Genomic DNA, 26,187 nt, shown 5'->3' with positions numbered 1-26,187 from the left:
ATCTTTCGATCAAAGCGCCTCCAACCTCACCTTAACTACCTAACTCATTGAATCTCAAGGAGTTTGTCGTTCCGATGTCGCTGGAAGTGGGGCGCATTATAAGGGGATTCGAAAGCGCGTCAACCTTTAATTTCAAGAAACTTTAATATCGCTGAAAAGCAAAGCGGGGAGGCCTCTCGGCCTCCCCCCTTCCTTCCATCCCTTACAAGCTAGGGAACGCAAACTGCGACGCCTCATGGCTGGCCCGCTGCGGCCAACGCTGGGTGATCGCCTTGCGACGGGTATAGAAGCGCACCCCGTCCGGACCATAAGCATGCAGGTCACCGAACAACGAACGCTTCCAGCCACCGAAGCTGTGGTAGGCAACCGGCACCGGCAGCGGTACGTTGACCCCGACCATGCCCACTTCGATCTCGTCGCAGAACAGGCGCGCCGCTTCACCATCACGAGTGAAGATGCAAGTACCGTTGCCGTATTCGTGATCGTTGATCAGCTGCATGGCCTGCTCCAGGCTGTTAACGCGCACCACGCACAGCACCGGGCCGAAGATCTCTTCTTTATAGATGCGCATTTCCGGGGTCACATTGTCGAACAGCGTGCCGCCAACGAAATAGCCATCTTCATTACCTGCCACGCGGAAGCCTCGGCCATCCACCACCAGCTTGGCGCCAGCGGCAACGCCATCGTCGATGTAGCCGACAACCTTGTCACGGGCTGCAGCAGTCACCAGCGGGCCCATGTCCAGGCCACAGGAAGTGCCGGCACCAATTTTCAGCGCCTTGATCTGCGGCTGAAGCTTGGCGATCAGTGCATCGGCAACCTGGTCGCCCACGCACACCGCCACCGAGATAGCCATGCAACGCTCACCGCACGAGCCGTAGGCGGCGCCCATCAGCGCGCTGACTGCGTTGTCCAGGTCGGCATCTGGCATCAGCACCGCGTGGTTCTTTGCACCACCCAAGGCCTGAACGCGCTTGCCGCGCTTGGTGCCTTCTGCATAGATGTATTCGGCAATCGGAGTCGAACCGACGAAGCTCAGTGCTTTCACTTCCGGCGCTTCGATCAGCGCATCGACCGCTTCCTTGTCACCATGCACCACATTGAGAATGCCCTTCGGCAGGCCAGCCTCCAGCAGCAACTGGGCGATGAACAGGGTCGAGCTCGGGTCACGCTCAGATGGCTTGAGGATGAAGGCGTTACCGCAGGCGATGGCCAGCGGGTACATCCACAGTGGCACCATGGCCGGGAAGTTGAACGGGGTGATGCCAGCGACCACACCCAGCGGCTGGAAGTCGGACCAGGCGTCGATGTTCGGGCCGACGTTGCGGCTGTACTCGCCTTTCAGCACTTCCGGCGCCGCGCAGGCGAACTCGACGTTCTCGATGCCACGCTTCAGTTCCCCGGCCGCGTCTTCGAGGGTCTTGCCGTGCTCTTCGCTGATCATCTGCGAGATGCGGGCTTCGTTCTGCTCCAGCAGTTGCTTGAAGCGGAACATCACCTGGGCGCGCTTGGCCGGTGGCGTGTTGCGCCAGGCCGGGAAGGCAGCCTTGGCCGAATCGATGGCTTCCTGCACGGTCGCGCGGCTGGCCAGTTCGACCTTGCGTACCGCCTGGCCGGTGGACGGGTTGAAAACATCGGCGGTGCGCTCACCTTTGGTAACCAGTTCGCCGTGGATCAGGTGCTGAACAATGCTCATGCAAAACTCCAGATAAAGAAGGTTGAGGCAGGCGCGTGATGGGTTCACGCGCCCTACGTCAAAAGCGGAAAAATCAGTCGATCTGGTTCAGGGCTTCGCCGACCGCGTCGAACAGGCGGTCCAGTTCCTGCGGTTGGGTATTGAAGGTTGGGCCGAACTGCAGGGTGTCGCCACCGAAGCGCACATAGAAGCCGGCTTGCCACAGCTTCATGGCTGCCTCGTAAGGACGCACGATTGCATCACCGTCGCGGGCAGCGATCTGGATCGCGCCAGCCAGGCCGTAGTTACGGATATCGACGATGTTCTTGGTGCCCTTCACGCCATGCAGCAGTTTCTCGAAGTGCGGCGCCAGTTCGGCAGCCGACTGCACCAGGCTTTCCTTCTGCAGCAGGTCGAGCGCGGCGAGACCGGCGGCGCAGGCTACCGGGTGAGCCGAGTAGGTGTAGCCGTGGGGGAATTCCACCGCGTATTCCGGGGTCGGCTGGTTCATGAAGGTCTGGTAGATCTCGCTGGTGGCGATGACCGCGCCCATCGGGATGGCACCGTTGGTGACCTGCTTGGCGATGCACATCAGGTCAGGGGTGACGCCAAAAGCCTCGGAGCCCGTCATGGCACCCATGCGGCCGAAGCCGGTGATCACTTCATCGAAGATCAGCAGGATATTGTGCTGGGTGCAGATTTCACGCAAACGCTTCAGGTAACCCTTTGGCGGCGGCAGCACACCGGCGGAACCTGCCAGCGGTTCGACGATCACCGCTGCGATGTTCGAGGCATCGTGCAGCTCGATCAGCTTGAGCATTTCATCTGCCAGGGCGATACCGCCCTCTTCCGGCATGCCCTTGGAGAACGCGTTCGCCGGCAGCACGGTGTGAGGCAGGTGGTCGACGTCCAGCAGTTGGCCGAACATCTTGCGGTTGCCGTTGACGCCGCCCAGGCTGGTCCCGGCAATATTCACCCCGTGGTAACCACGGGCACGGCCAATGATCTTGGTCTTGGTGGCCTGGCCTTTCAGGCGCCAGTAGGCACGCACCATTTTCAGCGCGGTGTCGCAGCACTCGGATCCGGAGTTGGTATAGAAGACGTGATTCAGGTCGCCCGGGGTCAGCTCGGCGATCTTCTCGGCCAGCTGGAACGACAGCGGGTGGCCGAACTGGAACGCAGGGGAGTAATCGAGGGTACCGACCTGGCGCGCGACCGCCTCGGTGATTTCCTTGCGGGTATGCCCGGCGCCACAAGTCCACAAGCCAGAGAGGGCGTCGAAGATCTTGCGCCCCTTGTCATCGACCAGGTAGTTGCCTTCGGCCGCCACGATCAGGCGCGGGTCGCGCTGGAAGTTACGGTTGGCGGTGTAGGGCATCCAGTGCGCATCCAGCTTCAGCTGGCTGGCGATACCGGCGGTTGCGGTTTCGGGCATGTTCATCGGCGGTTCCTCGGAAGACGATTAGGCAACGATGGATGTTGTTGCAGCTAAATTCGCACGGGGATAAAGTCTGAAAAAGCCTACATTTCTAATCTTCAGGTAGCGCAAGACTAAACTTATGAGCCGACGCCCCGACCCTCTCGCACAAGTCAGCGATTTCGACATCCGCCTGCTGAAAATCTATCGAAGCGTGGTTGAATGCGGCGGCTTTTCGGCAGCGGAGAACGTGCTGGGGATTGGCCGCTCGGCCATCAGCCAGCAGATGAACGACCTCGAACAGCGTCTGGGCTTGCGCCTGTGCCAGCGCGGCCGCGCCGGCTTCTCGCTGACCGAGGAAGGCCGCGAGGTCTATCACTCGGCACTGCAGTTGCTCAGTGCGCTGGAAACCTTCCGTACCGAGGTCAACGGCCTCCACCAGCACCTGCGCGGCGAGCTCAACATTGGCCTGACCGATAACCTGGTCACCCTGCCGCACATGCGCATCACCCATGCCCTGGCCGAGCTGAAGGATCGCGGCCCGGATGTGCGCATCCAGATCCGCATGATCGCCCCCAGCCAGGTCGAGCAAGGGGTACTGGACGGCAGCCTGCACGTCGGCGTGGTACCGCAGACCAGCCCGCTGTCCGGCCTGGAATACCAATCACTGTACAGTGAACGGTCTCAGCTCTACTGCGCGGTTGGCCACCCCTTGTTCTACGCCGACAACCAGCAGATCGACGATGACCGCCTCAACGGCCAGGAAGCCATCGCGCCAACCTTCCGCCTGCCTGCGGAAATCCAGGAGCACTACCAGGCGCTCAACTGCACCGCCAGCGCCTCGGACCGCGAAGGTATGGCGTTCCTGATCCTCACCGGCCGCTATATCGGTTACCTGCCTGACCACTACGCCACCTTCTGGGTACAGCAAGGCCGCCTGCGTGCACTCAAGCCTGCACAACGTTTCTATGACCTGAGCCTGAGCTGGGTCACGCGCAAGGGGCGGCGACCGAACCTGGTGCTGGAAAGCTTCCTGGAAAGCCTGGCTGCGACACGTTGATGCCAGCATCTGACGCTAAGGCTTGTCACGCCGGCACAGGCAGGTAATCTTGTCCGACATTCGTTGCCACAGACCTGTCCGGAATCGTCCATGACCCTAGAAGTCCCTGCGCATCGCCTCGCCGCCTCGGGCAAGCCCGCCGGCCGCATCCGCCAGAAGAACGAACAGGCCATCATCCAGGCCGCCGAGGACGAATTCGCCCGCCATGGGTTCAAAGGCACCAGCATGAACACCATCGCGCTGAAAGCCGGCTTGCCCAAGGCCAACCTGCATTACTACTTCACCAACAAGCTCGGCTTGTACATCGCCGTGCTGAGCAACATCATCGAGCTGTGGGACAGCACCTTCAACGCCCTGAGCGTCGAGGACGACCCGGGCGAAGCACTGAGCCAGTACATTCGCACCAAGATGGAGTTTTCCCGGCGCAACCCGCAGGCTTCCCGTATCTTCGCAATGGAAGTGATCAGCGGCGGCACCTGCCTGACCGAGTATTTCAGCGCCGACTACCGTGAATGGTTCCGCGGCCGGGCCGCCGTGTTCCAGGCCTGGATGGAAGCCGGAAAGATGGACGTGGTCGACCCGGTGCACCTGATCTTCCTGCTCTGGGGCAGCACCCAGCACTATGCCGACTTCGCCACCCAGATCTGCCAGGTCACCGGCCGTAGCCGCCTGACCAAGCAAGACATGGAAGATGCCAGCAACAATCTTATCCACATCATTCTCAAGGGGTGCGGCATCAAGCCGGTTGCCTGACGTTCATCTATGCCTTCTACCCTGCTCGACCTCTGCGAATTTCGCGAGGAAATCCGCAAGAGCCGCTTCATCACCCTCGCGGGCCCGATCAACAGTGCCGCCGAGGCGATGAGCTTCATTGAACGCCACAGCGACCTGGCCGCCACCCACAATTGCTGGGCGTGGAAGATTGGCGGGCAATATCGCAGCAATGACGATGGCGAGCCGGGCGGTACCGCCGGGCGGCCGATCCTTGCGGCCATCGAAGCACAAGACTGCGACCAGGTGGTGGTGCTGGTGATTCGCTGGTACGGCGGCATCCAGCTGGGCACCGGCGGGCTCGCCCGTGCCTACGGTGGGGGCGCCAACAAATGCCTGCAGCAAGCCCCCAAACGCCTGCTGGTCCAGCGCAGCGAGTTCACCTGCAGTTGCACCTTCAGCGAACTGGCCCTGGTGAAACTGCGCCTGGCCGACGTGGATGGCCTGGTGCTGGACGAACAATTCACCGCCAATGGCGTCGACCTGCAGATTGCCGTGGGCGAAGCTCACCTGCCCGCATTGCAACAGCAACTGGCAGATCTGAGCCGCGGCCGGATCATTCTCGAAGCACACTGAAGCTTGCCCACAACAACTGTGGGCTGGCCTGTGGATAAGCTTGGGGCACTCCGTTACAGCCCAAGCATGGCAAGACCTTCAGAGCATTGAGCATATTTTGATCACTGTTTGATGACAGCCGTAAGCGACTGAACCCTGGCGACTTATCCCCAGTGTGTCAGGCGTATTACACAGCCCCTCGCGTTGCGCTTGCTCACATTTACTGTGGACCAAGCTGTGGATAACCCGTTAGCCAACAGACCAAACCCCCGCTCGCCCACGGCCCCGAGCCACTGAACACTTTTTGTTCAACTTCAGTAACGGCAGACGCGGGCCATCTGCATTATTCTCAACACCTTTCACTTCAACCGAACTAGGAGCGCTCACATGGCTAGCTCAAGAACCGCCCTCATCATCGGCGCCTCCCGCGGCCTTGGCCTGGGCTTGGTACAACGCCTGCACGAAGACGGCTGGAACATCACAGCAACCGTGCGCAACCCACAACAGCCAGGCGCCCTTGCCGATGTACCCGGCGTACGCATCGACCAGCTGGAGATGAACGACACCGCCCAGCTCGACGGGCTCAAGCAACGCCTGCAAGGTGAAGTGTTCGATCTGGTCTTCGTCAACGCCGGGGTCATGGGCCCACTGCCGCAAGACCTGGAAACCGTGCAGCCCCAAGCCATCGGCGATCTGTTCATGACCAATGCCGTGGCCCCGATCCGCGTCGCCCGCCGCCTGGCCGGTCAAGTGCGGGAAGGCAGCGGCGTGCTGGCGTTCATGAGTTCGATCCTCGGCAGCGTGACAATTCCCGACGGTGGCGAGATCTGCCTGTACAAGGCCAGCAAGGCCGCGCTCAATTCGATGATCAACAGTTTCGTAGTCGAACTGCAGCGCCCCGACCTGTGCGTGCTGGCCATGCACCCGGGCTGGGTGAAGACCGACATGGGTGGCGAAAACGCTGAAATCGACGTGCTCACCAGCACCCGTGGCATGCTCGAACAGATCAAGGCGCAAAGCGGCCACGGTGGTCTGCGCTTCATCAACTACAAAGGCGAGTCGCTCACTTGGTGAGGCGAATACCGACCGGCCGGGCGCAATGCCCGGCCAGGCCCTGTAGAATGGCGGCAACCGTACCTGATTCGAGACATCCCCCTATGTATGACTGGCTGAATGCCCTACCCAAGGCCGAGTTGCACCTGCACCTTGAAGGTTCGCTGGAGCCCGAGCTGCTGTTCGCCCTGGCCGAGCGCAACAAGATTGCCCTGCCGTGGAACGACGTGGAAACCCTGCGCAGCGCCTACGCCTTCAACAACCTGCAGGAATTCCTCGACCTGTATTACCAGGGTGCGGACGTGCTGCGCACCGAGCAGGACTTCTACGACCTGACCTGGGCCTACCTGCAGCGCTGCAAGGCGCAGAATGTCATCCACACCGAACCGTTCTTCGACCCGCAGACCCACACCGACCGCGGCATCCCGTTCGAAGTCGTGCTCAATGGCATCAACCTGGCACTGAAGGATGGGCGTGAGCAATTGGGTATCAGCAGCGGCCTGATCCTGAGCTTCCTGCGCCACCTCAGCGAAGACGAAGCGCAAAAGACCCTCGACCAGGCCCTGCCCTTCCGCGACGCGTTCATCGCCGTCGGCCTGGACAGCTCGGAAATGGGTCACCCGCCAAGCAAATTCCAGCGTGTGTTCGACCGTGCCCGCAGCGAAGGCTTCGTGGCCGTTGCCCATGCCGGTGAGGAAGGCCCGCCCGAGTACATCTGGGAAGCCCTCGACCTGCTGAAGATCAAGCGCATCGACCACGGCGTGCGCGCCATCGAAGACGACCGCCTGATGCAGCGCATCATCGACGAGCAGATCCCGCTTACCGTCTGCCCGTTGTCGAACACCAAGCTTTGCGTGTTCGACCACATGAGCCAGCACAACATCCTCGACATGCTCGAGCGTGGTGTGAAGGTGACGGTGAACTCGGACGACCCAGCCTACTTCGGCGGCTACGTCACCGAGAACTTCCACGCCTTGCACACCCACCTGGGCATGACCGAGGACCAGGCCCGCCGCCTCGCACAGAACAGCCTGGACGCTCGCTTGGTCTGAAGCTGTCAGCCGACCTGCAGTGTCATCACGCGAGCGATGCGGTTGATCTGCTGCACACCCTCGGCGGAAATCTGCAACACCCGCGTGCCTTCAGGCTCGCGTATCCAGCCAGACTGCAGAAACAGTTTGAGCAATGCCTGACCAAGGCTGCCGCCCAAGTGCGGCCCTTGGTCGCTCCATTCATTGCAATGGCAGATCACACAGCCACGCTGCTGCCGCGATGCCAGCGCATCGATGTAGACGCCGATGGCAGCCAGCTGCGTGCGCCCCTCCTCGCTGACCACCAGCTCCCGCTCGCTTCCCTCCAGCCAGCCCGCCACCACCAGCCGATGATAAAGCTCACCCGCCAGCTCGCCCCCCAGGTGTTCGCCACAACGGCGTGCCCTGCGCATCGACATCGGCAATTGCAGTGCCTCTGTGCGCGGCCTCTTTTCCGACGCGAGCTGGACGCTGGCCAAAGCTTCGACGGCTACGCCCACCTGGGGTGTCGCGAGCCTGAAGTAGCGTTTGCGCCCGCGCGCCTCAAGCCTGAGCAGGCCGGCCGAAGACAGCAACGACAGGTGTGCACAGGCCGAAGACGAGGTCAGCCCGGCCATCATCGCCAGCTCATCGGTCGGTCTCGGTGTGCCATCGATCAGCGCCCACAACATCGCGCTGCGCTTGGGGTCGGCCATCAGGCCGGCAATCTGACTGATACTGCTGACTGCATTCATGTCCCTGTATCTCCCCGCTTGATCACGTCTGGTTTCCAGAGGCCTGCTTTGGCTAGGCCGATCGCCCCCTGGCAAACTGCTCAGGCGCCAGTATAAGCCGCAGTCGCATCCCTTCCGGCAGCCCCACACACGGCTCGCCAGGCTCATTCAGCGATGGGTAGGGCACCCCTCAAACGAGTCATCGCCGCACGAAAAGTCAACACCACGTGACGCAGATAGGAAAATACAAGGCATGAGGAAAAATGGCCCAGAGCAAGCAGCGACTCTGCTGACAGCTAGCTTCCTCAAATAGCTCAAATCAAAGCGAAGCTTCTACAACCATCCAGGCATTACCCCCGGAAACGTCGGACAAGCCATTGGGAACTATGCCCTGACCGCCAGTCAGGGCACTGATGCAAGTCATGGCGCGAGGGGGGAGCAGCGCTACACTACATCCGCTCTCCCACCCATTCGGAGGTATGCCGCGATGAAGATTGTCGTCAGTGCGTCGAACCGCAACCCCAACTGCCCTTGGCAGGTGAGGCTCGACCAACACGTGGTGAGTTTCCGCAGCGAGGCAGAAGCACGAGCCTTCGTTGCCACCCTGGAAACCCGCCTGCAGGCACCTCACCCGCTCATGCCGGACGCGTGGCCTGCAAACGCCGGGTCAACAGCGCGACACTGACCACCAGCGTCCCGCACAGGCTGATCACCAGTGTCATGGGCACTGCACTGCCGTCATGCAGCACACCGACCAGAGACGCCGCGCCGGCCGCGACGCTGAACTGCAGGCAACCCATCAGTGCAGACGCGCTGCCTGCCCGCGCGCCCTGGCCGCTCATCGCGCAGGCCGAAGCGTTAGGGATGATGCAACCCAGGCTGGCAATGCAGATGAACAGCGGCACCAGCAATGGCCATAACTGCGCCGGGCGCAAGGCTGCCACGGCCAGCAGTACCAGGCCCGCCGCCAGGTAGAGCCAGACTGCCCGCACCAGCAGAAATGCCGGGGCTCGCTTGGCCAGCAGGCGGGCGTTGACCTGGGCGACCAGAATGAAGCCGGCCGCGTTGCTACCAAACAGCCAGCCATAGTGCTCTGCAGGTACGCCATAGAGCTTGATGAATACGAAAGGCGAACCGGCGATGTAGGCAAACATCCCGGCTATGGCAATGCCACCGGTCAAGGCGTGGCCAATGAACACGCGATCAGCCAACAACCGCAGGTACTGGCGCAATGCACCTGACAGCGGCTGGCGCGGCATATGCGCCGGCAGGCTCTCTGGCAGGCCCAGGCTTACCGCCAGCAGGCTGGCAGCACTGAACAGGCTTAGTGCCAGGAAGATCGACTGCCAGCCAGCCACATTCACCAGGACCCCACCCAGCATCGGCGCAAGGATCGGTGCCAGGCCCATCACCAGCATCAACTGCGAGAACACCTTGGCCGATGCCACCGGGTCGCATTTGTCACTGACAATGGCCCGCGACAACACCATGCCGGCGCAACCGCCCAGGGCCTGGACAAAGCGCGCCACGATCAGGGTGTCGAGGTTAGGGGCGTAGGCACAGGCCAGCGAGGCCAGGGTGAACAGCGCCACACCGAACAACAGCGGCTTGCGTCGGCCGAAGCGGTCAGCCACCGGCCCGTAGGCCAGCTGGCCGATCGACAGGCCGAGGAAATAGGCCGCCAGGGTGGCCTGTACATGTTTTTCATCGGTGGCGAACGCCTGCGCCATGGCCGGGAAGGCGGGCAGGTAGAAATCGATCGCCAAGGGCCCGAACGCACTCAGTGCGCCCAGAATCAGCACCATTCGCAGGTTCATCAGGAATCCATAGCAGGCTAAGCAAGCCGCTAAGTCTACCTGCAGTGGCCACCCTCAGCATGAAAACATTTGCAACAAAATCAGGGCCGCACTGCGGCCCCTTCGGCTCAGGCGACTTCAGCCTGGTAGCCTTCCTCACGAATAGCCGCCAACACCTGATCAGCAGCCAACGAGCTTTGCACACGCACTTTCTGGCCAGGCAGATCGACTTCCACCGTGGCCTGCGCATCCTGCTCCTGTACCGCACGAGTCACTGCTTTCACGCAATGGCCACAGGTCATGCCTTGAACATTGAACACTTGCATGGGGACTGCCTCCTTCAGGGTTTTCCGCAGTTTCAAGCTTGCCATCGGGGCAAGGTCAAGTTCTGCATGAAACGGCCGGGCTGGAAATCCGCGCGCACCTCGGCCAAGCTGCGCTTTTGACATTTGTGCAAGCAGGAGATTCTTCATGTTCAGGACAGCAGTGGGTGTTGCCGGGCTGTTGGCCGTGCTGGCCGCAGTGCCAACGGCCAGCGCCGAGGGCAACTCGGACTACAGCGTGCTGATCATTTCCCGGGAACGCCTGGAAGTGGCTACCAGCTGCGAAATCGGCGTGTACCTCAACGATCAGCTCTCTGGTCGCGTCTTCCAGGAACAGTCCACGTCCTTCAACCTGCCGCCCGGCCCGATCGACGTACGCCTGCGCCTGCTACCCGGACAGATGCCCGGCTGTGCACCCGGCATTGAGGACCAACGCAGCACGCGACTCAACCTGCAAGCAGGCCAGATTACCAAGTACCGCATCGCCATGGGCCACAATGGCCTCGAATTGAAGCGAGCCAGCCTGGGCTATTGACCTTCCCCGCGTGGCAAGGTTGATGCTGATGCTGAAGCCCTGCCAAGGAGGAGCGTCATGCCCGCATCTACCACTTTCGACCTGCCGATTTCCGGCATGACCTGCGCCAGCTGCGCAGGCCGTGTCGAGCGCGCCCTCCGCAAAGTCAGCGGCGCTGATCAGGTCAGCGTCAACCTCGCCACCGAACAGGCCAGGGTCCAGGCTCCGGCCGACAGCCTGCCAGCCCTGGTCGAGGCTGTCCGCGACGCCGGCTATGGCGTGCCAACCCGAACAGTGGAGCTGCAGATCGGTGGCATGACCTGCGCCAGCTGCGTCGGCCGCGTCGAGCGCGCCCTCGGCAAACTGCCGGGGGTTGAGCAGGTCAGCGTCAACCTGGCCAGCGAACGTGCCCACCTTGAAGTGCTGCGGGCGCTTGATGACCAGCAACTGATTGCCGCTGTCGAAAAGGCCGGTTACAGCGCCAGTCTGCCGCAAACGGCCAAGGCTGATCAGCATGACGCCAAACGACGCCTGCGCAACGAACGCCTGGCCGTCACTGCCGCGCTGCTGCTGGCCCTGCCATTGGTGCTGCCGATGCTGGTGCAGCCCTTCGGCCTGCACTGGATGCTGCCCGCCTGGGCGCAGTTCGCGCTGGCCACCCCGGTGCAGTTCATTCTCGGTGCACGCTTCTACAAAGCCGCCTGCAAAGCCGTACGAGCTGGCGCCGGCAACATGGACCTGCTGGTTGCCCTCGGCACCAGCGCGGGTTATGGCCTGAGCCTGTACCAATGGGCCAATGCCCCAGCCGGCATGGCCCCTCATCTTTACTTTGAGGCTTCGGCGGTGGTCATCGCCCTGGTACTGCTGGGCAAATACCTCGAAAACCGGGCCAAGCGTCAGACTGCCAGCGCCATCCGTGCCCTGGAAGCCCTGCGCCCGGAGCGTGCCGTGCGCGTCATCGACGGCCGCGAAGAGGACGTGGCGATTGCCCAACTGCGCCTCGGCGACCTGGTACTGGTCAAGCCCGGCGAACGCTTCCCGGTCGACGGCGAAGTGGAAGAAGGCAGCAGCCACGCCGATGAAGCCCTGATCAGCGGCGAGAGCCTACCGGTACCCAAACAGCCCGGCGACAGGGTCACCGGTGGTGCCATCAATGGTGAAGGCCGGCTGCTGGTGCGGACCCAGGCGCTGGGCACGGAAACCGTGCTGGCCCGGATCATCCGCCTGGTCGAAGACGCACAAGCCGCCAAGGCGCCGATCCAGAAGCTGGTCGACCGGGTCAGCCAAGTGTTCGTGCCTACCGTGCTGGTGCTGGCACTGCTCACCCTGATTGGCTGGTGGCTGGCCGGTGCACCGCTGGAAACCGCGCTGATCAATGCGGTCGCCGTACTGGTGATCGCCTGCCCCTGCGCCTTGGGCCTGGCCACACCCGCAGCGATCATGGCCGGCACCGGCGTCGCCGCCCGCCATGGCATCCTTATCAAGGACGCCGAAGCATTGGAGCGTGCCCATGCGGTCAATCGCGTGGTGTTCGACAAGACCGGCACCCTCACCTCCGGCAGCCCGCGCGTCGTACACAGCCAGGCGCTGGTTGGTGACAGCGCGGCCTTGCATCGCCTCGCCGGTGCCCTGCAGCGCGGCAGCGAACACCCGTTGGCCAAGGCGGTACTGGATGCCTGCGCCGAGCAGGGCCTGGAAGTACCCGCCGTCACTGACAGCCAATCACTCACCGGCCGCGGTATTGCCGGGCATGTGGAAGGCCGCGACCTGGCGCTGGGCAACCGCCGCCTGCTCGACGAAAGCAACCTGCAACCCGGCGAGCTGGCCGCCAAGGCTCAAGCCTGGGAAGCCGAAGGCCGGACCCTGTCGTGGCTCATCGAACGGGGTGCTGCGCCTCGCGTGCTCGGCCTGTTCGCCTTTGGCGACAGCCTCAAGCCGGGCGCCGAGCAGGCCATCGCCGCCCTGCACGCCCGCCACATAAGCAGCCACCTGCTGACCGGCGACAACCGCGGCAGCGCCAAGGTGGTGGCCGATGCCCTCGGCATCGACGACGTGCACGCCGAAGTGCTGCCGGCCGACAAGGCCGCCACCGTGGCTGCCCTGAAAAAGGACGGCGTGGTGGCGATGGTCGGCGACGGCATCAATGATGCCCCGGCCCTGGCCGCTGCCGATATCGGTATCGCCATGGGCGGTGGCACCGACGTGGCCATGCAGGCTGCCGGTATCACCCTGATGCGCGGTGACCCACGGCTGGTGCCTGCCGCACTGGAAATCAGCCGCAAGACCTATGCAAAAATCCGTCAGAACCTGTTCTGGGCCTTCATCTATAACCTGATCGGCATTCCCCTGGCCGCGCTGGGCTATCTCAACCCGGTACTGGCCGGCGCCGCCATGGCGCTGTCCAGCGTCAGCGTGGTCAGCAATGCCTTGTGGCTGAAGACCTGGAAACCCACCAGCACCACGCAGGAGGCCCGATGAACATTGGCCAGGCCGCCCGCCGCAGCGGGCTCAGTACCAAGATGATCCGCTATTACGAATCCATCGGCCTGCTCAAGCCGGCCACCCGCAGCGACAGCGGCTACCGCTTGTACCAGGCTGAGGACTTGCACAGTCTGGCCTTCATCAAGCGCTCCCGTGACCTCGGGTTTTCTCTGGAAGAAGTGGGCAAGCTGCTGACCCTGTGGCAGGACCGCGGACGAGCCAGCGCCGACGTCAAGGCCCTGGCCATGCAGCATATCGATGAGCTGAATCAGCGTATCGAAGAACTGGTGAGCCTGCGTGATACCTTGGGTGATCTGGTTGCCCACTGCCAAGGGGATGACCGCCCGGATTGCCCGATCCTGAAAGACCTGGCCAACGGCGCAGGGTGCTGCCACTGATGGCTTGTGGCGTGCTGTCATCAGCACGCCACGGCAATTTGGTATGCCATATTAGCCCAAAGCCGACCGAATAGTCGCCAAATGCGACTTCATCCAATAAATACGGGCACTTTCGCTAATATATCCCCGGACGCTGCCGATGTAGTTGCTACCTGCCTCGCGTGCAAAAAAATAAATTCCGGGAGCGTCGATGAACATCAAACAGAAACTGACCTGGGCGTTCGCGATCATCGCGGGCTTGCCCATCGTTCTCGTGGCCACCATGGTGGTGATCAACCTGCGCGGTGAAGCCCGCGACGGCTTCCTCGACAGCAGCAGTCGGGAAATCCGCCAGGTCAGCAACGCGATGAACATCTTCTTCCAGGGTATCGACCAGAACGTCGCCTACCTGGCGTCGCAACCGATGGTGGCGGCCACCGGCAACAACCTGAACAAGTTCATGAGCGCCACCCCGTCCTACGAGCTGGGCGATCAGGACAAGCAACTGCTGGAATTCTTCACCCGCCTGGCAGACGCCCACCCAGGCTATGCCTACGTTTCCTACGGCGTGAGTGATGGCGGCTACGTAGGCTGGCCGGCCGGGCAGAAGTTCGTCAACTATGACCCGCGCCCACGCCCGTGGTACCAGCTGGCCATGGCCAACCCCGGCAAGACCGTGCGCACCGGCGCCTATTACTGGGCTGCCGACGATGCCGTGCTGATCAGCACCGTGCGCGCCGTGGCCAACCAACTCGGCAACCCCGGCGGCGTGGTCAACATCGACGTGTCGCTCAAGGGCCTGACTGAGATCGTCAAGCAGATCAAGCTCGGCGAAAGCGGTTACCTGATGCTGGTGGAAAATAACGGCAACGTGATGGTCGACCCACGCGACGCCAGCCACAACTTCAAGCAGCTGGCCAGCTTCGGTGATGGCTATGCCGAACTGGCCAAGGCCGGCAAGGGCCTGGTCGAGGTCGAGATCAATGGCGAGCGCTACATGGCCAACGTCTACCCCGACGAGAAACTGGGCTGGACCTTCATCGGCCTGATCCAGCAGGGTGAAGTCATGCAGACCACCACTCGCCTGACCTGGCTGATCGGCGCCATCGCGCTGATACTGGCGGCCCTGTTCGCCGTGGTCGGCACCGCCTTCGCCAAACTCATCGTGCGCCCGATCAACAGCGTCACCAGCGGCCTGGAAGACATTGCCCAGGGCGAAGGCGACCTGACCCGCAACCTCGAAGTGCGCGGGCGCGACGAAACCGCGCAACTGGCCAACTGGTTCAACCAGTTCCTGGGCGCCATCCGCAGCCTGATCCAGCATATCGGCTCGGCTGCCAGCAAGATCCTCAGCACTTCCAGCAGCTCCACCCGGGTCTCCAGCGACATGGCCGAGGCGGCCGGGCGCCAGCGTGAAGCCGTGGACATGGTCTCCACCGCGTTCCACGAAATGGTCGCCACCGCCAACGAAGTCGCCCGCTCCTGCAGCCAGGCCGCGCAATCGGCCGACAGCGGCCAGCAGCAGGCCCGCGAAGGCCAGCAACAGATCGACGCGGCGGTCAGCAGCGTCGACCGCCTGAGCCAGGAGATCGAGCAGTCGGCCCAGTCGATCCAGCAACTGGAGCGCGACAGCAACGCCATCCAGTCGATCCTGGGGACCATCCGCTCGATTGCCGAGCAGACCAACCTGCTGGCACTCAACGCAGCGATCGAAGCGGCCCGGGCCGGGGAGCAGGGCCGCGGCTTTGCCGTGGTGGCCGACGAGGTACGGGCACTGGCCAAGCGCACGGCCGACTCCACGGCCGAAATCGATGGCCTGCTGGGCAACCTGGCCAGCCGCACCGCCGAAGTGGCCGAGCAGATGCATGCCAGCCTTGAAGTGTCGCAGCAGTCGGTCAGCCGAATTGGCCTGGCCCGTGACAGTTTCGGGCAGATTCGCGAGTCGGTGGACATCATTCGCGACATGAACACGCAGATCGCCACGGCGGCGGAAGAGCAGCACCAGGTGGCCGAAGACATCAACCGCCATATCAGCCAGATCCATGGCGATGCGCAGTTGGTGGCGGAACTGGCCCAGGCGGCGCGTCAGGACTCCGAGAGCCTGGCCGGGCTGTCCAATGAACTGGACTCACTGGTACGCCGTTTCCGCACCTGATTTCTCCAGTACCGGCCCTTTCGCGGGTAAACCCGCTCCCACAGGTACTGCACAGCATTTGAAATCTGTGCGATCCCTGTGGGAGCGGGTTTACCCGCGAAGAGGCCGGTGCTGACACTACTAGAGTTTCAGTTCCCCCGGGGTCGCCCCGAACAACTGCTTGAAGGCCGCGATGTAAGCCGAAGTCGAATCATACCCACAGCCCAACGCCGCCTCGGTCACACTCTCCCCCGCCTCCAGCAACGCCAGCGACGACAGCAACCGCATCCGCTGGCGCCAGTTACGAAAACTCAACCCGGTCTCGCGCTGGAACAGCCGCATCAAGGTCTTTTCCGAGCACTCCAACTGCACCGCCCACTGCTGCAACGTCTGCACCTGGTCCGGCGCGGCAATCAGCCCATTGCACAGCGCCAACAGCCCCGGATGCCGCGGTAGCGGCAGGGAGAAACCCACCTCGGGCAAGGTGCGCAACTGATCGAGCAGAACAGCCACCAGGCGGCCTTCGATACTGTCCCCCTCGGCGTATTCAGCCGGGAACAGGCAGAACTGCTTGATCAGCTCCCGCGCCAGCGCTGTCACCTCCAATACCCGGCATTGCGACGGCGCCCAAGGGCAGGCATCCCGGCGGATATACAGGCTGCGCATTTCGGCCTGCCCGGACGTCACCACTTCATGTTCGGCACCGGCCGGTATCCACACGCCCCACTGCGGTGGGGCGAAGTAGCTGCCATCGTCGGTATACACCCCCAATACACCACTGATCGCGTAGGAAAACTGCACCCAGTCGTGGCTATGGCGAGTCGTCCAGGAGCCGGCGCCGAGACTTTCGGCACGGGCGTACAAGGGCCTGGGCAACTGGTCCAGGGCAGGAATGGCGCGGGGATGTCCGATCGTCTGCATAGCGAATTCTTGTAGTTCTGAGCAGACAAGCCTAACAGAGATCGGTACCGCCCTTCGTTCAGCGTTCGACGATCACCGTGACCCCTTGCCCACCCGCTGCGCAGATAGATATCAGGCCACGCCCTTTTCCGGCCTTGGCCAGCAATTTCGCCAAGTTGGCCAGGATACGCCCGCCGGTAGCCGCGAACGGGTGGCCAGCCGCCAGCGAACTGCCCTTGACGTTGAGCTTGCTGCGATCGATGGCCCCAAGCGGTGCATCCAGCCCCAGCCGCTCGCGGCAATACTCGGGATCCTCCCAGGCCTTGAGGGTGCACAACACCTGCGCGGCAAAGGCTTCGTGGATTTCGTAGTAATCGAAGTCCTGCAAGGTCAGGCCATTGCGCGCCAACAGGCGTGGCACGGCGTACACCGGCGCCATCAGCAGCCCTTCGCGCCCGGTGACGAAATCCACGGCGGCGGTTTCGCCATCGACCAGGTAGGCGAGCACCGGCAGCCCCTGTTGCTGTGCCCATTGTTCGCTGCCAAGCAGCACCATGGAGGCGCCATCGGTGAGCGGCGTGGAGTTGCCCGGCGTCAGCGTGCCCAGGCCGCTGCGGTCGAATGACGGCTTGAGCCCGGCCAGTTGCTCCAGGGTCAAGTCCGTGCGCAGGTTGTTGTCACGGGAGAGGCCCAGGAAGGGCGTCAGCAGGTCATTCTGCCACCCTTCGCTGTACGAGGCCGCCAGCTGCTGATGGCTGTGCAGCGCCAGCGCGTCCTGTTCGGCACGGCCAATTGCCCAGGTTTGCGCCATGCGTTCGCAATGCTCACCCATCGACAGCCCGGTGCGGGGCTCGCCATTGCGCGGCAGTTCGGGTTTCAGGTGGCCTGGGCGCAGCTGCAGGAACGGCTTGAGCCGCTCAGCCAGTGTCTTGCCGCGATTGGCCTGCAAGAGGATGCGTCGTAGCCCCTCGTTGACGCCGATGGGGGCGTCGGACGTGGTGTCCACGCCACCGGCAATGCCACAGTCGATCTGCCCGAGGGCGATCTTGTTGGCCACCAGCAGCGCCGCTTCCAGGCCTGTCCCGCAGGCCTGCTGGATGTCGTAGGCCGGTGTCTGCGGCGAAAGGCGCGAGCCGAGCACGCATTCGCGGGTCAGGCTCATGTCTCGCGAGTGCTTGAGCACTGCCCCTGCCACCACTTCGCCCAGGCGCAGCCCGTGCAGGCGATAACGCTCGATCAAGCCTTCCAGGGCTGCGGTCAGCATCGCCTGGTTGCTGGCGCTGGCGTAGGCGCCGTTGGAGCGGGCGAAAGGAATACGGTTGCCGCCCAAGATCGCGACCCGGCGAGTTGAACCCATGCGCTTGTTCCTCCTGAAACAATTTGATCCGTACAGCCTAGGTGTTTTTGCCGCATTCGAACGACCTTGCCACAAAGTTGGTCCACACTTGCAAGCTTGCCTTCAGGGAGACCCGCACATGAGCGATCGCTATCTCGGCTTTGCCAACTCCAACCTCGGGCGCCGCCTCGTCGATGCCCTTGGCCTGCCGCGACCGGCACCGCTGGAGCGCTGGCAGGCGGGCCGCCTGCGCCCGGTGGAGGGCGCGCTGGTGCTGGGTGGCGGGCCGCTGGCGAACCAGGTCGAGGCCATCGCCCCGCGCCTGACCGAAGCGCTGTTCAGCTTCAACGGCGACGGCCTGCAGGCGCCCGCCTGGGTCGCCGGACTGGGGCCCAAGCTCAAGGCCGTGGTGTTCGACGCCAGCCATCTGTCCGACAGCGACCAGCTGAAGCAGCTGCGCGAATTCTTCCAGCCCTTGCTGCGCAGCCTCGCCCCCTGTGCCCATGTGGTCATCCTTGGGCGTGCGCCGGAATCCCTCGACAACCCGCAGGCCAGCGTCGCCCAGCGCGCCCTGGAGGGCTTCAGCCGCTCGCTGGCGAAAGAGCTGCGCAGCGGCGCCACCGCGCAGTTACTGTATGTGGCACCGGATGCAGACGCTCAGCTCGAAGGCGCCTTGCGCTTCTTCCTGTCACCCAAGAGTGCCTTTGTTTCCGGCCAGGTCCTGCGCCTGCAATCCTGTGCCACCCAGGTCGATGACTGGACCCGCCCGCTCGGTGGCCGGCGCGCCCTGGTCACCGGCGCCGCACGCGGCATCGGCGCCGCTATCGCCGAAACACTGGCGCGCGATGGCGCCGAAGTGATGCTGCTCGACGTGCCTCAGGCCCAGCAGGAACTCGATGCCCTTGCTGCTCGCCTCGGAGGTAAGGCCCTTGGCCTGGACATCTGCGCCGGCGATGCCGCCGCGAAGCTGCTCGAAGCGCTGCCAGACGGAATCGACATCGTCGTGCACAACGCCGGTATCACCCGCGACAAGACCTTGGCCAACATGACCCCGGAATATTGGGATGCGGTACTGGCCGTCAACCTCAAGGCTCCCCAGGTGCTGACCCAAGCCCTGTACGAAGGCGGCGCGCTGGGCGATGACGCACGCATTACCCTGTTGGCGTCGGTCAGCGGCATTGCCGGCAACCGTGGCCAGGCCAACTATGCCGCGAGCAAGGCTGGCCTGATCGGTTTCGCCGAAGCCTGGGCAGCGAAGCTCGCCGAGCGCGGCGGCAGCATAAATGCCGTGGCGCCCGGCTTCATCGAGACGCACATGACCGCCGCCATGCCCATCGGCCTGCGCGAGGCCGGGCGGCGCCTGAGCTCGCTGGGCCAGGGCGGGCGCCCGCAGGATGTCGCCGAAGCCATCGCCTGGCTCAGCCAGCCGGGATCAGGGGCGGTCAACGGCCAGGTGCTGCGCGTCTGCGGCCAGGCCCTGATGGGGGCCTGACCATGAGCCGCCAATGGCAAGACCTGCATAGCCCGGACTCACGCGCCGGCCTGTACCTGCGCGCCGCCAGCAAACGCAAGATCAGCGGTGCCAGCCTGCCCTCGGCCGGTCTGCGCTGTTTCATCCGCGTGGAGCCCGGCAACCTCGCAGCCTACCGTCGGCTCTGCCACTTCAGCGACGATGGCCGCTTGCCCGGCACCTACCCGCACGTGATGGCCTTCACCCTGCAGTTGCAGCTGCTGACCGCCCACGACTTCCCCTTCCCGTTGCTCGGGCTGGTGCACCTGCACAACCGCATCGACGTGCTCCGCCCGCTGGGTGGCATCGACGGGCTGCGCTTTGCGGTCTACGCCGCCAATCTGCAAGCGCATGCCAAGGGCGGCACCTTCGACCTGGTCACCGAAGCCGAGGATGGTCTTGGCCTGCTCTGGCGTGAATCCAGCCGTATGCTGGTGCGTGGCCTGAAGCTGGAGGGTCCGTCGGAGGATGGCGAGGAGACCGAGCCGGGCACCCTGCCGGAGGTCACCCGCTGGTACGCCGACGGCGATATCGGCCGGCGCTACGCCAAGGTCTGCGGCGACTACAATCCGATTCACCTGAGTGCCGTCAGCGCACGCCTGTTCGGCTTCCCCAAGGCCATCGCCCACGGTATGTGGAGCAATGCCATGGCGTTGGCGGCCTTGCGTACGCACATGCCAAACAGTGGCTATCGCTTCGAGGTAACTTTCCGCAAGCCGGTGCGTTTGCCGTCGGAGGTTGTGCTGAGTGCCAGCGAAGCAGGGCCGGCGGGTGAACTGCGGCTGGACGGGCATGGCGGGTTGCTGCACATGGTCGGGCGCTGGGCCGTGCTCTAGCGCCCTGATTGCACTTGCTTTGCATCGGGCCTGCGCAGAAGCTATGCAGCATTAGGAGAGCCCGATGAACCTGCAAGAACTCACCCAACGCCTGCATCAGATCCGCGACAACAACGATTGGCGCGGCTTCCACAGCCCGAAGAATCTGGCCATGGCCGCCAGTGTCGAGATGGCCGAGCTGGTGGAAATCTTCCAGTGGTTGAGCGAAGACCAATCGCGCCAATTGCCCGCCGATCAACTGGCCCATGCCGGCCAGGAAGTCGGCGACGTGGTCCTGTACCTGTTGCTGCTGTGCAGCGAGCTGGGCCTGGACATGGAGCAGGTGGTGCGAGCCAAGCTGGCCGACAGCGAGAGGCGTTTCGCGCGATGAACGACCGTCACTTCGATGAACTGGCCACACGCTTTGCCGAGAAGATCTACGGCGGTGCCAAGGGCGCGATTCGCCTGGCGGTGCTCCAGGCCGACCTGGCCGATGCCCTGCCCGATCGACCGCTGCGGGTGCTCGACATCGGCGCCGGCCTGGGCCACATGGCCCTGTGGCTGGCCCAGCGCGGGCACGAGGTGACGCTGGCCGAACCCGCCGCACCGATGCTCGAAGGTGCCCGGGCGCGTTTCGCAGAAGCGGGCCAATCGGCAACCTTCATCCAGGCGCCCTGGCAAGAACTGCTTGGCCAACTGACCGAGCCCTATGATCTGGTGCTGTGCCACGCGGTGCTGGAATGGCTGGCCGAACCACAGAGCATCCTGCCGGTGCTGCACCAGCTGGCTGCCCCGGGTGGCTGGCTGTCACTGGCGTTCTACAACCGCGACGCGCTGGTCTACCGCAACTTGCTCAAGGGCCATTTCCGCAAGCTACGCAGCAACCGCCTGGAAGGCGAAAAACAGAGCCTGACCCCGCAAAAACCGCTTGATCCACGGGAACTCAAGGCGCAACTTGAAGTGATGTGGCAAGTCGAAAGCGAGAGTGGCGTGCGCGTCTTCCACGACTACATGCCAAGGGAATTCCAGGACAAGGCCGAGCTGCTCGACCTGCTGGAAATGGAACTGGCCCACCGCCGTCACCCAAGCTTCGCCGGGCTCGGCCGCTACCTGCACTGGATGTGCCGCCCCCGCTGACTGCGCCCCTCCAGGAGGGATACATGCCGTACCGTCTGTTGTGCCTGGCCTTGCTGCCGCTCATCCTGGCCGCCTGCCAGGCCAGCAACCCCTATGTGGCCAGCAGCCGCCCGCTGCCGCCAGCCCCTCCACAAGCGGCCAACACCTTCGACGCCAGTGCCTACCCGGCGGCGCCGCGCGACTACGGGCACTACCGCAGCTGGAGCTGGCGTAACGGCCAGCTGCCAAGCGGCAATGCCGACGCCGACCCGGCACAGATTGCCGACGCCGTCAGCGGCGCCCTCGACCAGCATGGCTTGCGCCCTGCCCGGGGCACCACCGGCGACCTGCTGGTGAGCGCCGACATGCGCCTGGAGCGGCGCCTGCGCCAAGTGCGTGACTATGACACCTACGACCCCTATTACGGCCCGTACCCCTACGGCAGTGCCGGTTTCGGCGGTTACCGCAACGGTTACGGTGCCTACGGCAGCGTGCCGATCGTACGCACCTACGAAGTGGAGGTGATGGTGGTGCGCATCGACCTGTTCGATGCCCGCAACGGCCAGCCGGTGTGGAGCGCCAGCGCTGAAAGCGGCAGCGACAAAAGCTCGCCGCGCGATCGCGAGACCGCCTTGCGCGAATCGGTTCACAAAGCGCTCAGCGGCTATCCTCCCAGTTAATGCCTAACGGAGAACCATCATGTTGCGCCGCCTCGTTCTACTGTCATTCGCGCTGCTGCTTACGGCCTGTTCGAGCAACAACGTTCAGCAGGATTTCGACGCCAGCCGCGATTTTGCCGCCTATCGCAGCTGGGCATGGCAGGAACCGGGCCTGCAATACCGCCCGGATGACCCGCGCATCAAGAGCGACCTGACCGAGCAGCGCATCCGCGCGGCGGTCGCCGACCAGCTCGACCAGCGTGGCCTGCGCCCCGTCCAGGGCAATGCCAGGCCTGACGTGACAATCCGCGCCTACCTGATCGTCGAACAACGCCAGCAACAGATCACCACCAACTATGGCGGCGCCTGGGGTGGCTACTGGAACGGTTACTGGGGCGGCCCGATGTACAACGAGACCCGCAGCGTCGACTACAAGGTGGCAACCATCCAGGTCGACATGTTCGATGGCCATGATGGCAAGCTGGTCTGGCGTGGCAGTGCCGAACAGATCATGAACAACTACCCGCCTAGCCCCGACGAGCGTAACAGCGCAATCCAGAAGACCGTTGCCCAGGTGCTCGGCAACTATCCGCCGGGCCGGGTGAAATAAACCAATCGCAGGGGGCCGCTGTGCGGCCCTACGCCGGCATGTGCGGCTCCCACAACGACCTTTTTGCCCCTCTGCCATGCCCGTTCGTCAGATCGCGTCTACCCTGTTTAGGAAACCTGACTGATCGGGTAGCAGTGTTCAACGAATGGGAAAGGCGGCCTGCCGATGCAAAGCATTGTTCTCCTGATGTGGCTTGCCTTGTGCACTGAACAAGATATCCGCGAGCGCCAAATCGCCAACATGCTGACCCTGGGATTCGCCGCTGGCGCCCTGGTCTGGCTGTTCGCTACGGGCCACACCTGGATCGGCGCCGATGCCAGCGACGCTGGCTGGGCCCTGGCCATCGTCATGCTGCTGACCCTGCCAGGCTACATGCTGGGCCGCTTCGGTGCCGACGACGTCAAGCTGATGGGCGCACTGGCCCTGGCAACCAGCCCGCAATATGTGCTCGGCACCTTCATCGGCGCGGGCGTCAGCGTGGTGCTGTGGCTGCTGACCCGCAGGCGCCTGTGGAAACTGCTCAACCCCAAAGTGAAGAAGCGCGTGGCCACCCTGACGGAAGAAATGGGCGACAAACAAGCCTTCGTGCCTTACGTATTGGCAGGCTTTCTTCTCACGGCTGTATGGATCCAATAGCCATCCCTGTTGTCCGATCACTTGTACAAACCTTGTACAGAACTGCGAGGAGCGTCTACTTTTAAGCTGCCAGAGCGTCTGGCCCGGGAGCAGGGCCGCTTACGAACAGGGAGTTGATCGTGAACAAGTCATTCAGTGAGGTGAAGGTTCTGGTCGTAGATGACCAGCCGCTGATCGTCGAACAATTGTGTGAATACCTCGAAATCCAGGGCCACCACTGTGCGGCGGCCCACTCCACCGACGAAGCCATCGAACGCTTCGTCGCTGACGAAGCCATCGGCCTGGTGTTGTGCGACTTGCACATGCCCGAACGCGATGGCATCGAGTTGGTCCGGGCGTTGAAAGAAATTGCCGGGGCCCAGCGCATGTTCCAGGCAATCATGCTCACCGGGCGTGCCGAAAAGCAGGACGTGATCCGCGCCCTTCGCGAAGGTTTTGCCGATTACTACCAGAAGCCCATGGACCTCGATGAGCTGCTCGAAGGCGTGCGCCGCCAGGAACAAGTGCTGCTGGAGCGCAAGGCCAACCTTCGGGACCTGGGCAACCTCAATCAGCGCCTGCAGGACCTGGCCGGCTCCATCGATGAACTCTACCAGGACCTGGAGAAGGCCCGCGGCCAGGGCGTCCACCGCCGCGCCACCGACGGCGTCGAAGAGGTTGTTGAGGGTGAACTGCCTGCGGCGTTCGAGAAGCTGTCTCCGCGGCAACTGGAAGTTGCCCGGCTGGTGAGCAAGGGCAAGACCAACTACCAGATTGCCTGTGAACTGGGGATCACCGAGAACACCGTGAAGCTGTATGTGTCGCAGGTACTGCGCTTGACCCACATGCACAACCGCACGCAGTTGGCGTTGGCATTGACGCCGAGTTCTTCACCGGTGCATCAGCGGTTCACCACACATTGAGATCTTCTGAGGCTTGGCATGAATGCCAATGGCCTCATTGCCAGCAAGCCAGCACCCATAGGGACAACGCTGGCCTGGTGGCTGGTGGTTATCCTGTGGGAGCCGGCTTGCCGGCGATGAAGACGGTACAGCCAGCATCTACTCCAGCATGTAGCTAAAACTCACCGTCCATCGCGGCACTCGGCTCATGCTGTCCAACGCTACATCCGCCAATGGCTTGGCCACCTCCAGTGCCACATTGCCGTACCGCCCATCCCCAAGCCGCACACCCAATGCCGCCGAACGCATCCTGGCATCTTCGAATGGCCCGCCGTTGTACCAGGCCTGCGCAGCATCCAGCAGCGCATACGGTTGCACCAGTCGCACCCAGCCAGCGCCAGGCTGGATGTTGTAGTTCAGCTCGTAGGCCACGCCCCAGCCCTTGTCCCCCGACGCCTGGTCCTGGGGGTAGCCATGGCCGAAGTTCTGCCCGCCAAACACCGCACGCTCGCTGTCGGGCAGCCGGTCATCGGTCCAGTACAAGGCGCCTGACAACACACCCTGCCAGCGCTGAAACAACCTGTCGCTCTGCAACCCCGCCACGCGAAAGCGCAGGAAGTCCATGTCGTAGTCGGCATCGCTGCGAGCGCCCAGGTAATCAAGCCCCTGATACACCCCGGCGCTGACCATGCGTAACCGCCCGGCCTCGGCCTTGCGCCAATCGCCCTCGAACGACAGCGCACGCACATAGGTGTCGTTGTGCCCCAGGCCGCCGGTGAGATCTTCGTCATGCTCACTGACCGTGTACACATGCCCGGTCACCGCCAACCATTCATCCGCGGTGACGATCACCGGCTGGCCAAGCCCGATTGCATAACGCTCGCTTTCAATCCGCTGGAAAAACTGCGAACCATGCTCCAGCGGCACAGGTGTGCGCGGCTCGCTGCGGTAGCGAGCGGCCGAAAGCAGCAGCTGGCTGCCCTGTGCGTCCAGGTGCTGGCTGTAATCAAGGCGCTGGTAATGGCTGTGGTCATCACCCGGTGGCAGCAGGACGCTGGCCGTCAACTGCTCGGCAAAACGGGTCTGGGCATTGCTGGTTACCTTGAACAGCCCCTGCGGCCCATCGCGGCTGCCATCGCTGAACGCCACTGCCGCTTCGAAGGGCTTGCGCAAGGCATGCACGGTAAGCTGCGCGGCGCCCTCGCCGTGCTCGGCCTGGATCAAGTCGCCCTGCAACGTCACCCCGGGGATGCGCTGGGCCAGGCCGATGAAGCGGTCGAGCGTCGCCTGGGTCAACGGGCGTTCCGCCCGCAAGCGCTCCAGCAGCTGGTCGAGGTAAGCGCCAGCGGGTCCGATATCCCCTTCACGCCGCACGTCGTGGACATACCCCTCGACCAACACCACATGCACGCGCCCCTCGGCAAATTCCTGGTCAGGCAGGTAGGCCAAAGACAGCAGGTAACCGTCGCGCTGGTAGCGCCGGGTCAGGCGTTCAGTGAACTGCTGCAGCTCGCCGACGCTCACTTCGCGGCCAATCAATGGCTGGTAATGCTCGCGCAATTCGCTCAACGGATAGACAGTACCGCCTTCGAAGCGCACCTTGTGCAGCACGAAACGAGTCGCCAGGGGCAACGTGTCGGATACCGAGCTGGACGGCGCCAGCTGCAGGCTCGGGGCAAGTGGGCGGTAGGCCTCGATCGGCAGGTTCGCGCTGGGCAGGCGGCGCTCGTATTCGTGGCCGTCGAGAAACACTGGCAAGGGCTCGGCGATCACCACACTGGCACAGGCCGACAGCAGCAGGGGCATCAGCAGAAGACGCATAGG

Annotated in this window: 26 protein-coding genes and 1 pseudogene; 19 read left to right on the top strand and 8 right to left on the bottom strand. The window is 63.4% G+C overall.

Annotated elements, in window-relative coordinates; genetic code table 11:
- Positions 1–202 precede the first annotated feature (202 nt).
- Complete coding sequence (locus ACLEJU_RS25775; RefSeq protein ID WP_400720457.1) at positions 203–1,696, bottom strand: CoA-acylating methylmalonate-semialdehyde dehydrogenase; 1,494 nt, start codon at positions 1,694–1,696, stop codon at positions 203–205.
- 73 nt (positions 1,697–1,769) lie between these two features.
- On the bottom strand, positions 1,770–3,116 hold the full coding sequence (locus ACLEJU_RS25770) for an aspartate aminotransferase family protein (protein WP_435425383.1): 1,347 nt from the start codon (positions 3,114–3,116) through the stop codon (positions 1,770–1,772).
- 118 nt (positions 3,117–3,234) lie between these two features.
- On the opposite strand from ACLEJU_RS25770, the gene ACLEJU_RS25765 reads away from it, so the two are divergent.
- The 5 genes from ACLEJU_RS25765 (at position 3,235) to ACLEJU_RS25745 (ending at position 7,583) form a co-directional block, all read left to right on the top strand.
- On the top strand, positions 3,235–4,152 hold the full coding sequence (locus ACLEJU_RS25765; protein WP_435425382.1) for a LysR family transcriptional regulator: 918 nt from the start codon (positions 3,235–3,237) through the stop codon (positions 4,150–4,152).
- Between the two features lie 90 nt (positions 4,153–4,242).
- Complete coding sequence (locus ACLEJU_RS25760; RefSeq protein WP_435425381.1) at positions 4,243–4,905, top strand: TetR/AcrR family transcriptional regulator; 663 nt, start codon at positions 4,243–4,245, stop codon at positions 4,903–4,905.
- Positions 4,906–4,914: 9 nt separating this feature from the next.
- Positions 4,915–5,499 carry an IMPACT family protein gene (locus ACLEJU_RS25755; RefSeq protein ID WP_435425380.1) on the top strand — a complete coding sequence of 195 codons (585 nt, stop codon included), beginning with the start codon at positions 4,915–4,917 and terminating at the stop codon, positions 5,497–5,499.
- A 366-nt stretch (positions 5,500–5,865) separates the two neighbouring features.
- Entirely contained in the window at positions 5,866–6,552 is a 687-nt protein-coding gene (locus tag ACLEJU_RS25750; RefSeq protein ID WP_435425379.1) for an SDR family oxidoreductase, read from the top strand.
- A gap of 83 nt (positions 6,553–6,635) precedes the next feature.
- Positions 6,636–7,583: an adenosine deaminase gene (locus tag ACLEJU_RS25745; protein ID WP_435425378.1), complete on the top strand. Its 948-nt coding sequence runs from the start codon at positions 6,636–6,638 to the stop codon at positions 7,581–7,583.
- Between the two features lie 5 nt (positions 7,584–7,588).
- Here ACLEJU_RS25745 and ACLEJU_RS25740 read toward each other — a convergent pair whose 3' ends face one another.
- Positions 7,589–8,296, bottom strand: a complete 708-nt coding sequence (locus ACLEJU_RS25740) for a transcriptional regulator (RefSeq protein WP_435425377.1) — start codon at positions 8,294–8,296, stop codon at positions 7,589–7,591.
- A gap of 466 nt (positions 8,297–8,762) precedes the next feature.
- Between ACLEJU_RS25740 and ACLEJU_RS25735 the strand changes: the two genes are divergently transcribed.
- Positions 8,763–8,960 carry a hypothetical protein gene (locus ACLEJU_RS25735; protein ID WP_240349693.1) on the top strand — a complete coding sequence of 66 codons (198 nt, stop codon included), beginning with the start codon at positions 8,763–8,765 and terminating at the stop codon, positions 8,958–8,960.
- On the opposite strand, the gene ACLEJU_RS25730 is transcribed toward ACLEJU_RS25735, so the two are convergent.
- The gene (locus tag ACLEJU_RS25730) at positions 8,911–10,092 is read right to left on the bottom strand and encodes a multidrug effflux MFS transporter (protein WP_435425376.1); all 1,182 of its coding nucleotides are present in this window, start codon (positions 10,090–10,092) and stop codon (positions 8,911–8,913) included. The genes ACLEJU_RS25735 and ACLEJU_RS25730 overlap by 50 nt on opposite strands.
- 107 nt (positions 10,093–10,199) lie before the next feature.
- Complete coding sequence (locus tag ACLEJU_RS25725; protein WP_435425375.1) at positions 10,200–10,397, bottom strand: heavy-metal-associated domain-containing protein; 198 nt, start codon at positions 10,395–10,397, stop codon at positions 10,200–10,202.
- A 145-nt stretch (positions 10,398–10,542) separates the two neighbouring features.
- Here ACLEJU_RS25725 and ACLEJU_RS25720 point away from each other — a divergent pair, with 145 nt between their 5' ends.
- From ACLEJU_RS25720 to ACLEJU_RS25700, 5 genes and pseudogenes are all read left to right on the top strand, one after another.
- Positions 10,543–10,929 (top strand): hypothetical protein, encoded by a 387-nt coding sequence (locus ACLEJU_RS25720; RefSeq protein WP_435425374.1) that lies wholly within the window; start codon positions 10,543–10,545, stop codon positions 10,927–10,929.
- A 57-nt stretch (positions 10,930–10,986) separates the two neighbouring features.
- Entirely contained in the window at positions 10,987–13,386 is a 2,400-nt protein-coding gene (locus ACLEJU_RS25715; RefSeq protein ID WP_435425373.1) for a heavy metal translocating P-type ATPase, read from the top strand.
- Positions 13,383–13,787, top strand: coding sequence for a Cu(I)-responsive transcriptional regulator (gene cueR / locus ACLEJU_RS25710; RefSeq protein ID WP_435425372.1), 405 nt, complete (start codon positions 13,383–13,385; stop codon positions 13,785–13,787). Before ACLEJU_RS25715 ends, cueR begins: the two co-directional genes overlap by 4 nt.
- Positions 13,788–13,977: 190 nt before the next feature.
- Positions 13,978–15,063, top strand: a pseudogene (locus tag ACLEJU_RS25705) (HAMP domain-containing protein); the annotation flags it as partial.
- A 90-nt stretch (positions 15,064–15,153) separates the two neighbouring features.
- Complete coding sequence (locus ACLEJU_RS25700; protein WP_371263267.1) at positions 15,154–15,921, top strand: methyl-accepting chemotaxis protein; 768 nt, start codon at positions 15,154–15,156, stop codon at positions 15,919–15,921.
- Positions 15,922–16,041: 120 nt separating this feature from the next.
- On the opposite strand, the gene ACLEJU_RS25695 is transcribed toward ACLEJU_RS25700, so the two are convergent.
- Together ACLEJU_RS25695 and ACLEJU_RS25690 are read right to left on the bottom strand one after the other, a co-directional pair.
- Positions 16,042–16,821, bottom strand: coding sequence for an AraC family transcriptional regulator (locus ACLEJU_RS25695; RefSeq protein WP_435424603.1), 780 nt, complete (start codon positions 16,819–16,821; stop codon positions 16,042–16,044).
- A gap of 58 nt (positions 16,822–16,879) precedes the next feature.
- Positions 16,880–18,157 carry an acetyl-CoA C-acetyltransferase gene (locus ACLEJU_RS25690; RefSeq protein WP_435424602.1) on the bottom strand — a complete coding sequence of 426 codons (1,278 nt, stop codon included), beginning with the start codon at positions 18,155–18,157 and terminating at the stop codon, positions 16,880–16,882.
- 118 nt (positions 18,158–18,275) lie between these two features.
- On the opposite strand from ACLEJU_RS25690, the gene ACLEJU_RS25685 reads away from it, so the two are divergent.
- From ACLEJU_RS25685 to ACLEJU_RS25650, 8 genes are all read left to right on the top strand, one after another.
- The gene (locus ACLEJU_RS25685; protein WP_435424601.1) at positions 18,276–19,628 is read left to right on the top strand and encodes a 3-oxoacyl-ACP reductase; all 1,353 of its coding nucleotides are present in this window, start codon (positions 18,276–18,278) and stop codon (positions 19,626–19,628) included.
- Between the two features lie 2 nt (positions 19,629–19,630).
- The gene (locus ACLEJU_RS25680) at positions 19,631–20,482 is read left to right on the top strand and encodes a MaoC family dehydratase (protein ID WP_435424600.1); all 852 of its coding nucleotides are present in this window, start codon (positions 19,631–19,633) and stop codon (positions 20,480–20,482) included.
- Positions 20,483–20,546: 64 nt separating this feature from the next.
- Positions 20,547–20,852: a MazG-like family protein gene (locus tag ACLEJU_RS25675; RefSeq protein ID WP_103445808.1), complete on the top strand. Its 306-nt coding sequence runs from the start codon at positions 20,547–20,549 to the stop codon at positions 20,850–20,852.
- Positions 20,849–21,598 (top strand): methyltransferase, encoded by a 750-nt coding sequence (locus ACLEJU_RS25670; RefSeq protein ID WP_435424599.1) that lies wholly within the window; start codon positions 20,849–20,851, stop codon positions 21,596–21,598. Before ACLEJU_RS25675 ends, ACLEJU_RS25670 begins: the two co-directional genes overlap by 4 nt.
- A gap of 23 nt (positions 21,599–21,621) precedes the next feature.
- Positions 21,622–22,257, top strand: coding sequence for a DUF4136 domain-containing protein (locus tag ACLEJU_RS25665; RefSeq protein WP_435424598.1), 636 nt, complete (start codon positions 21,622–21,624; stop codon positions 22,255–22,257).
- A gap of 19 nt (positions 22,258–22,276) precedes the next feature.
- On the top strand, positions 22,277–22,846 hold the full coding sequence (locus tag ACLEJU_RS25660) for a DUF4136 domain-containing protein (RefSeq protein WP_435424597.1): 570 nt from the start codon (positions 22,277–22,279) through the stop codon (positions 22,844–22,846).
- A gap of 165 nt (positions 22,847–23,011) precedes the next feature.
- The gene (locus ACLEJU_RS25655) at positions 23,012–23,482 is read left to right on the top strand and encodes an A24 family peptidase (protein ID WP_435424596.1); all 471 of its coding nucleotides are present in this window, start codon (positions 23,012–23,014) and stop codon (positions 23,480–23,482) included.
- 113 nt (positions 23,483–23,595) lie between these two features.
- Positions 23,596–24,384 (top strand): response regulator transcription factor, encoded by a 789-nt coding sequence (locus tag ACLEJU_RS25650; RefSeq protein ID WP_435424595.1) that lies wholly within the window; start codon positions 23,596–23,598, stop codon positions 24,382–24,384.
- Positions 24,385–24,522: 138 nt separating this feature from the next.
- On the opposite strand, the gene ACLEJU_RS25645 is transcribed toward ACLEJU_RS25650, so the two are convergent.
- Positions 24,523–26,184 (bottom strand): ShlB/FhaC/HecB family hemolysin secretion/activation protein, encoded by a 1,662-nt coding sequence (locus ACLEJU_RS25645; protein WP_435424594.1) that lies wholly within the window; start codon positions 26,182–26,184, stop codon positions 24,523–24,525.
- Positions 26,185–26,187: the final 3 nt, after the last annotated feature.

The sequence above is a fragment of the Pseudomonas sp. SMN11 genome, from assembly GCF_052041945.1.
Taxonomy (GTDB): domain Bacteria; phylum Pseudomonadota; class Gammaproteobacteria; order Pseudomonadales; family Pseudomonadaceae; genus Aquipseudomonas.
The sequence above is the reverse complement of the archived record's forward strand: the minus strand, read 5'-3'. Positions and strand labels throughout refer to the sequence as shown.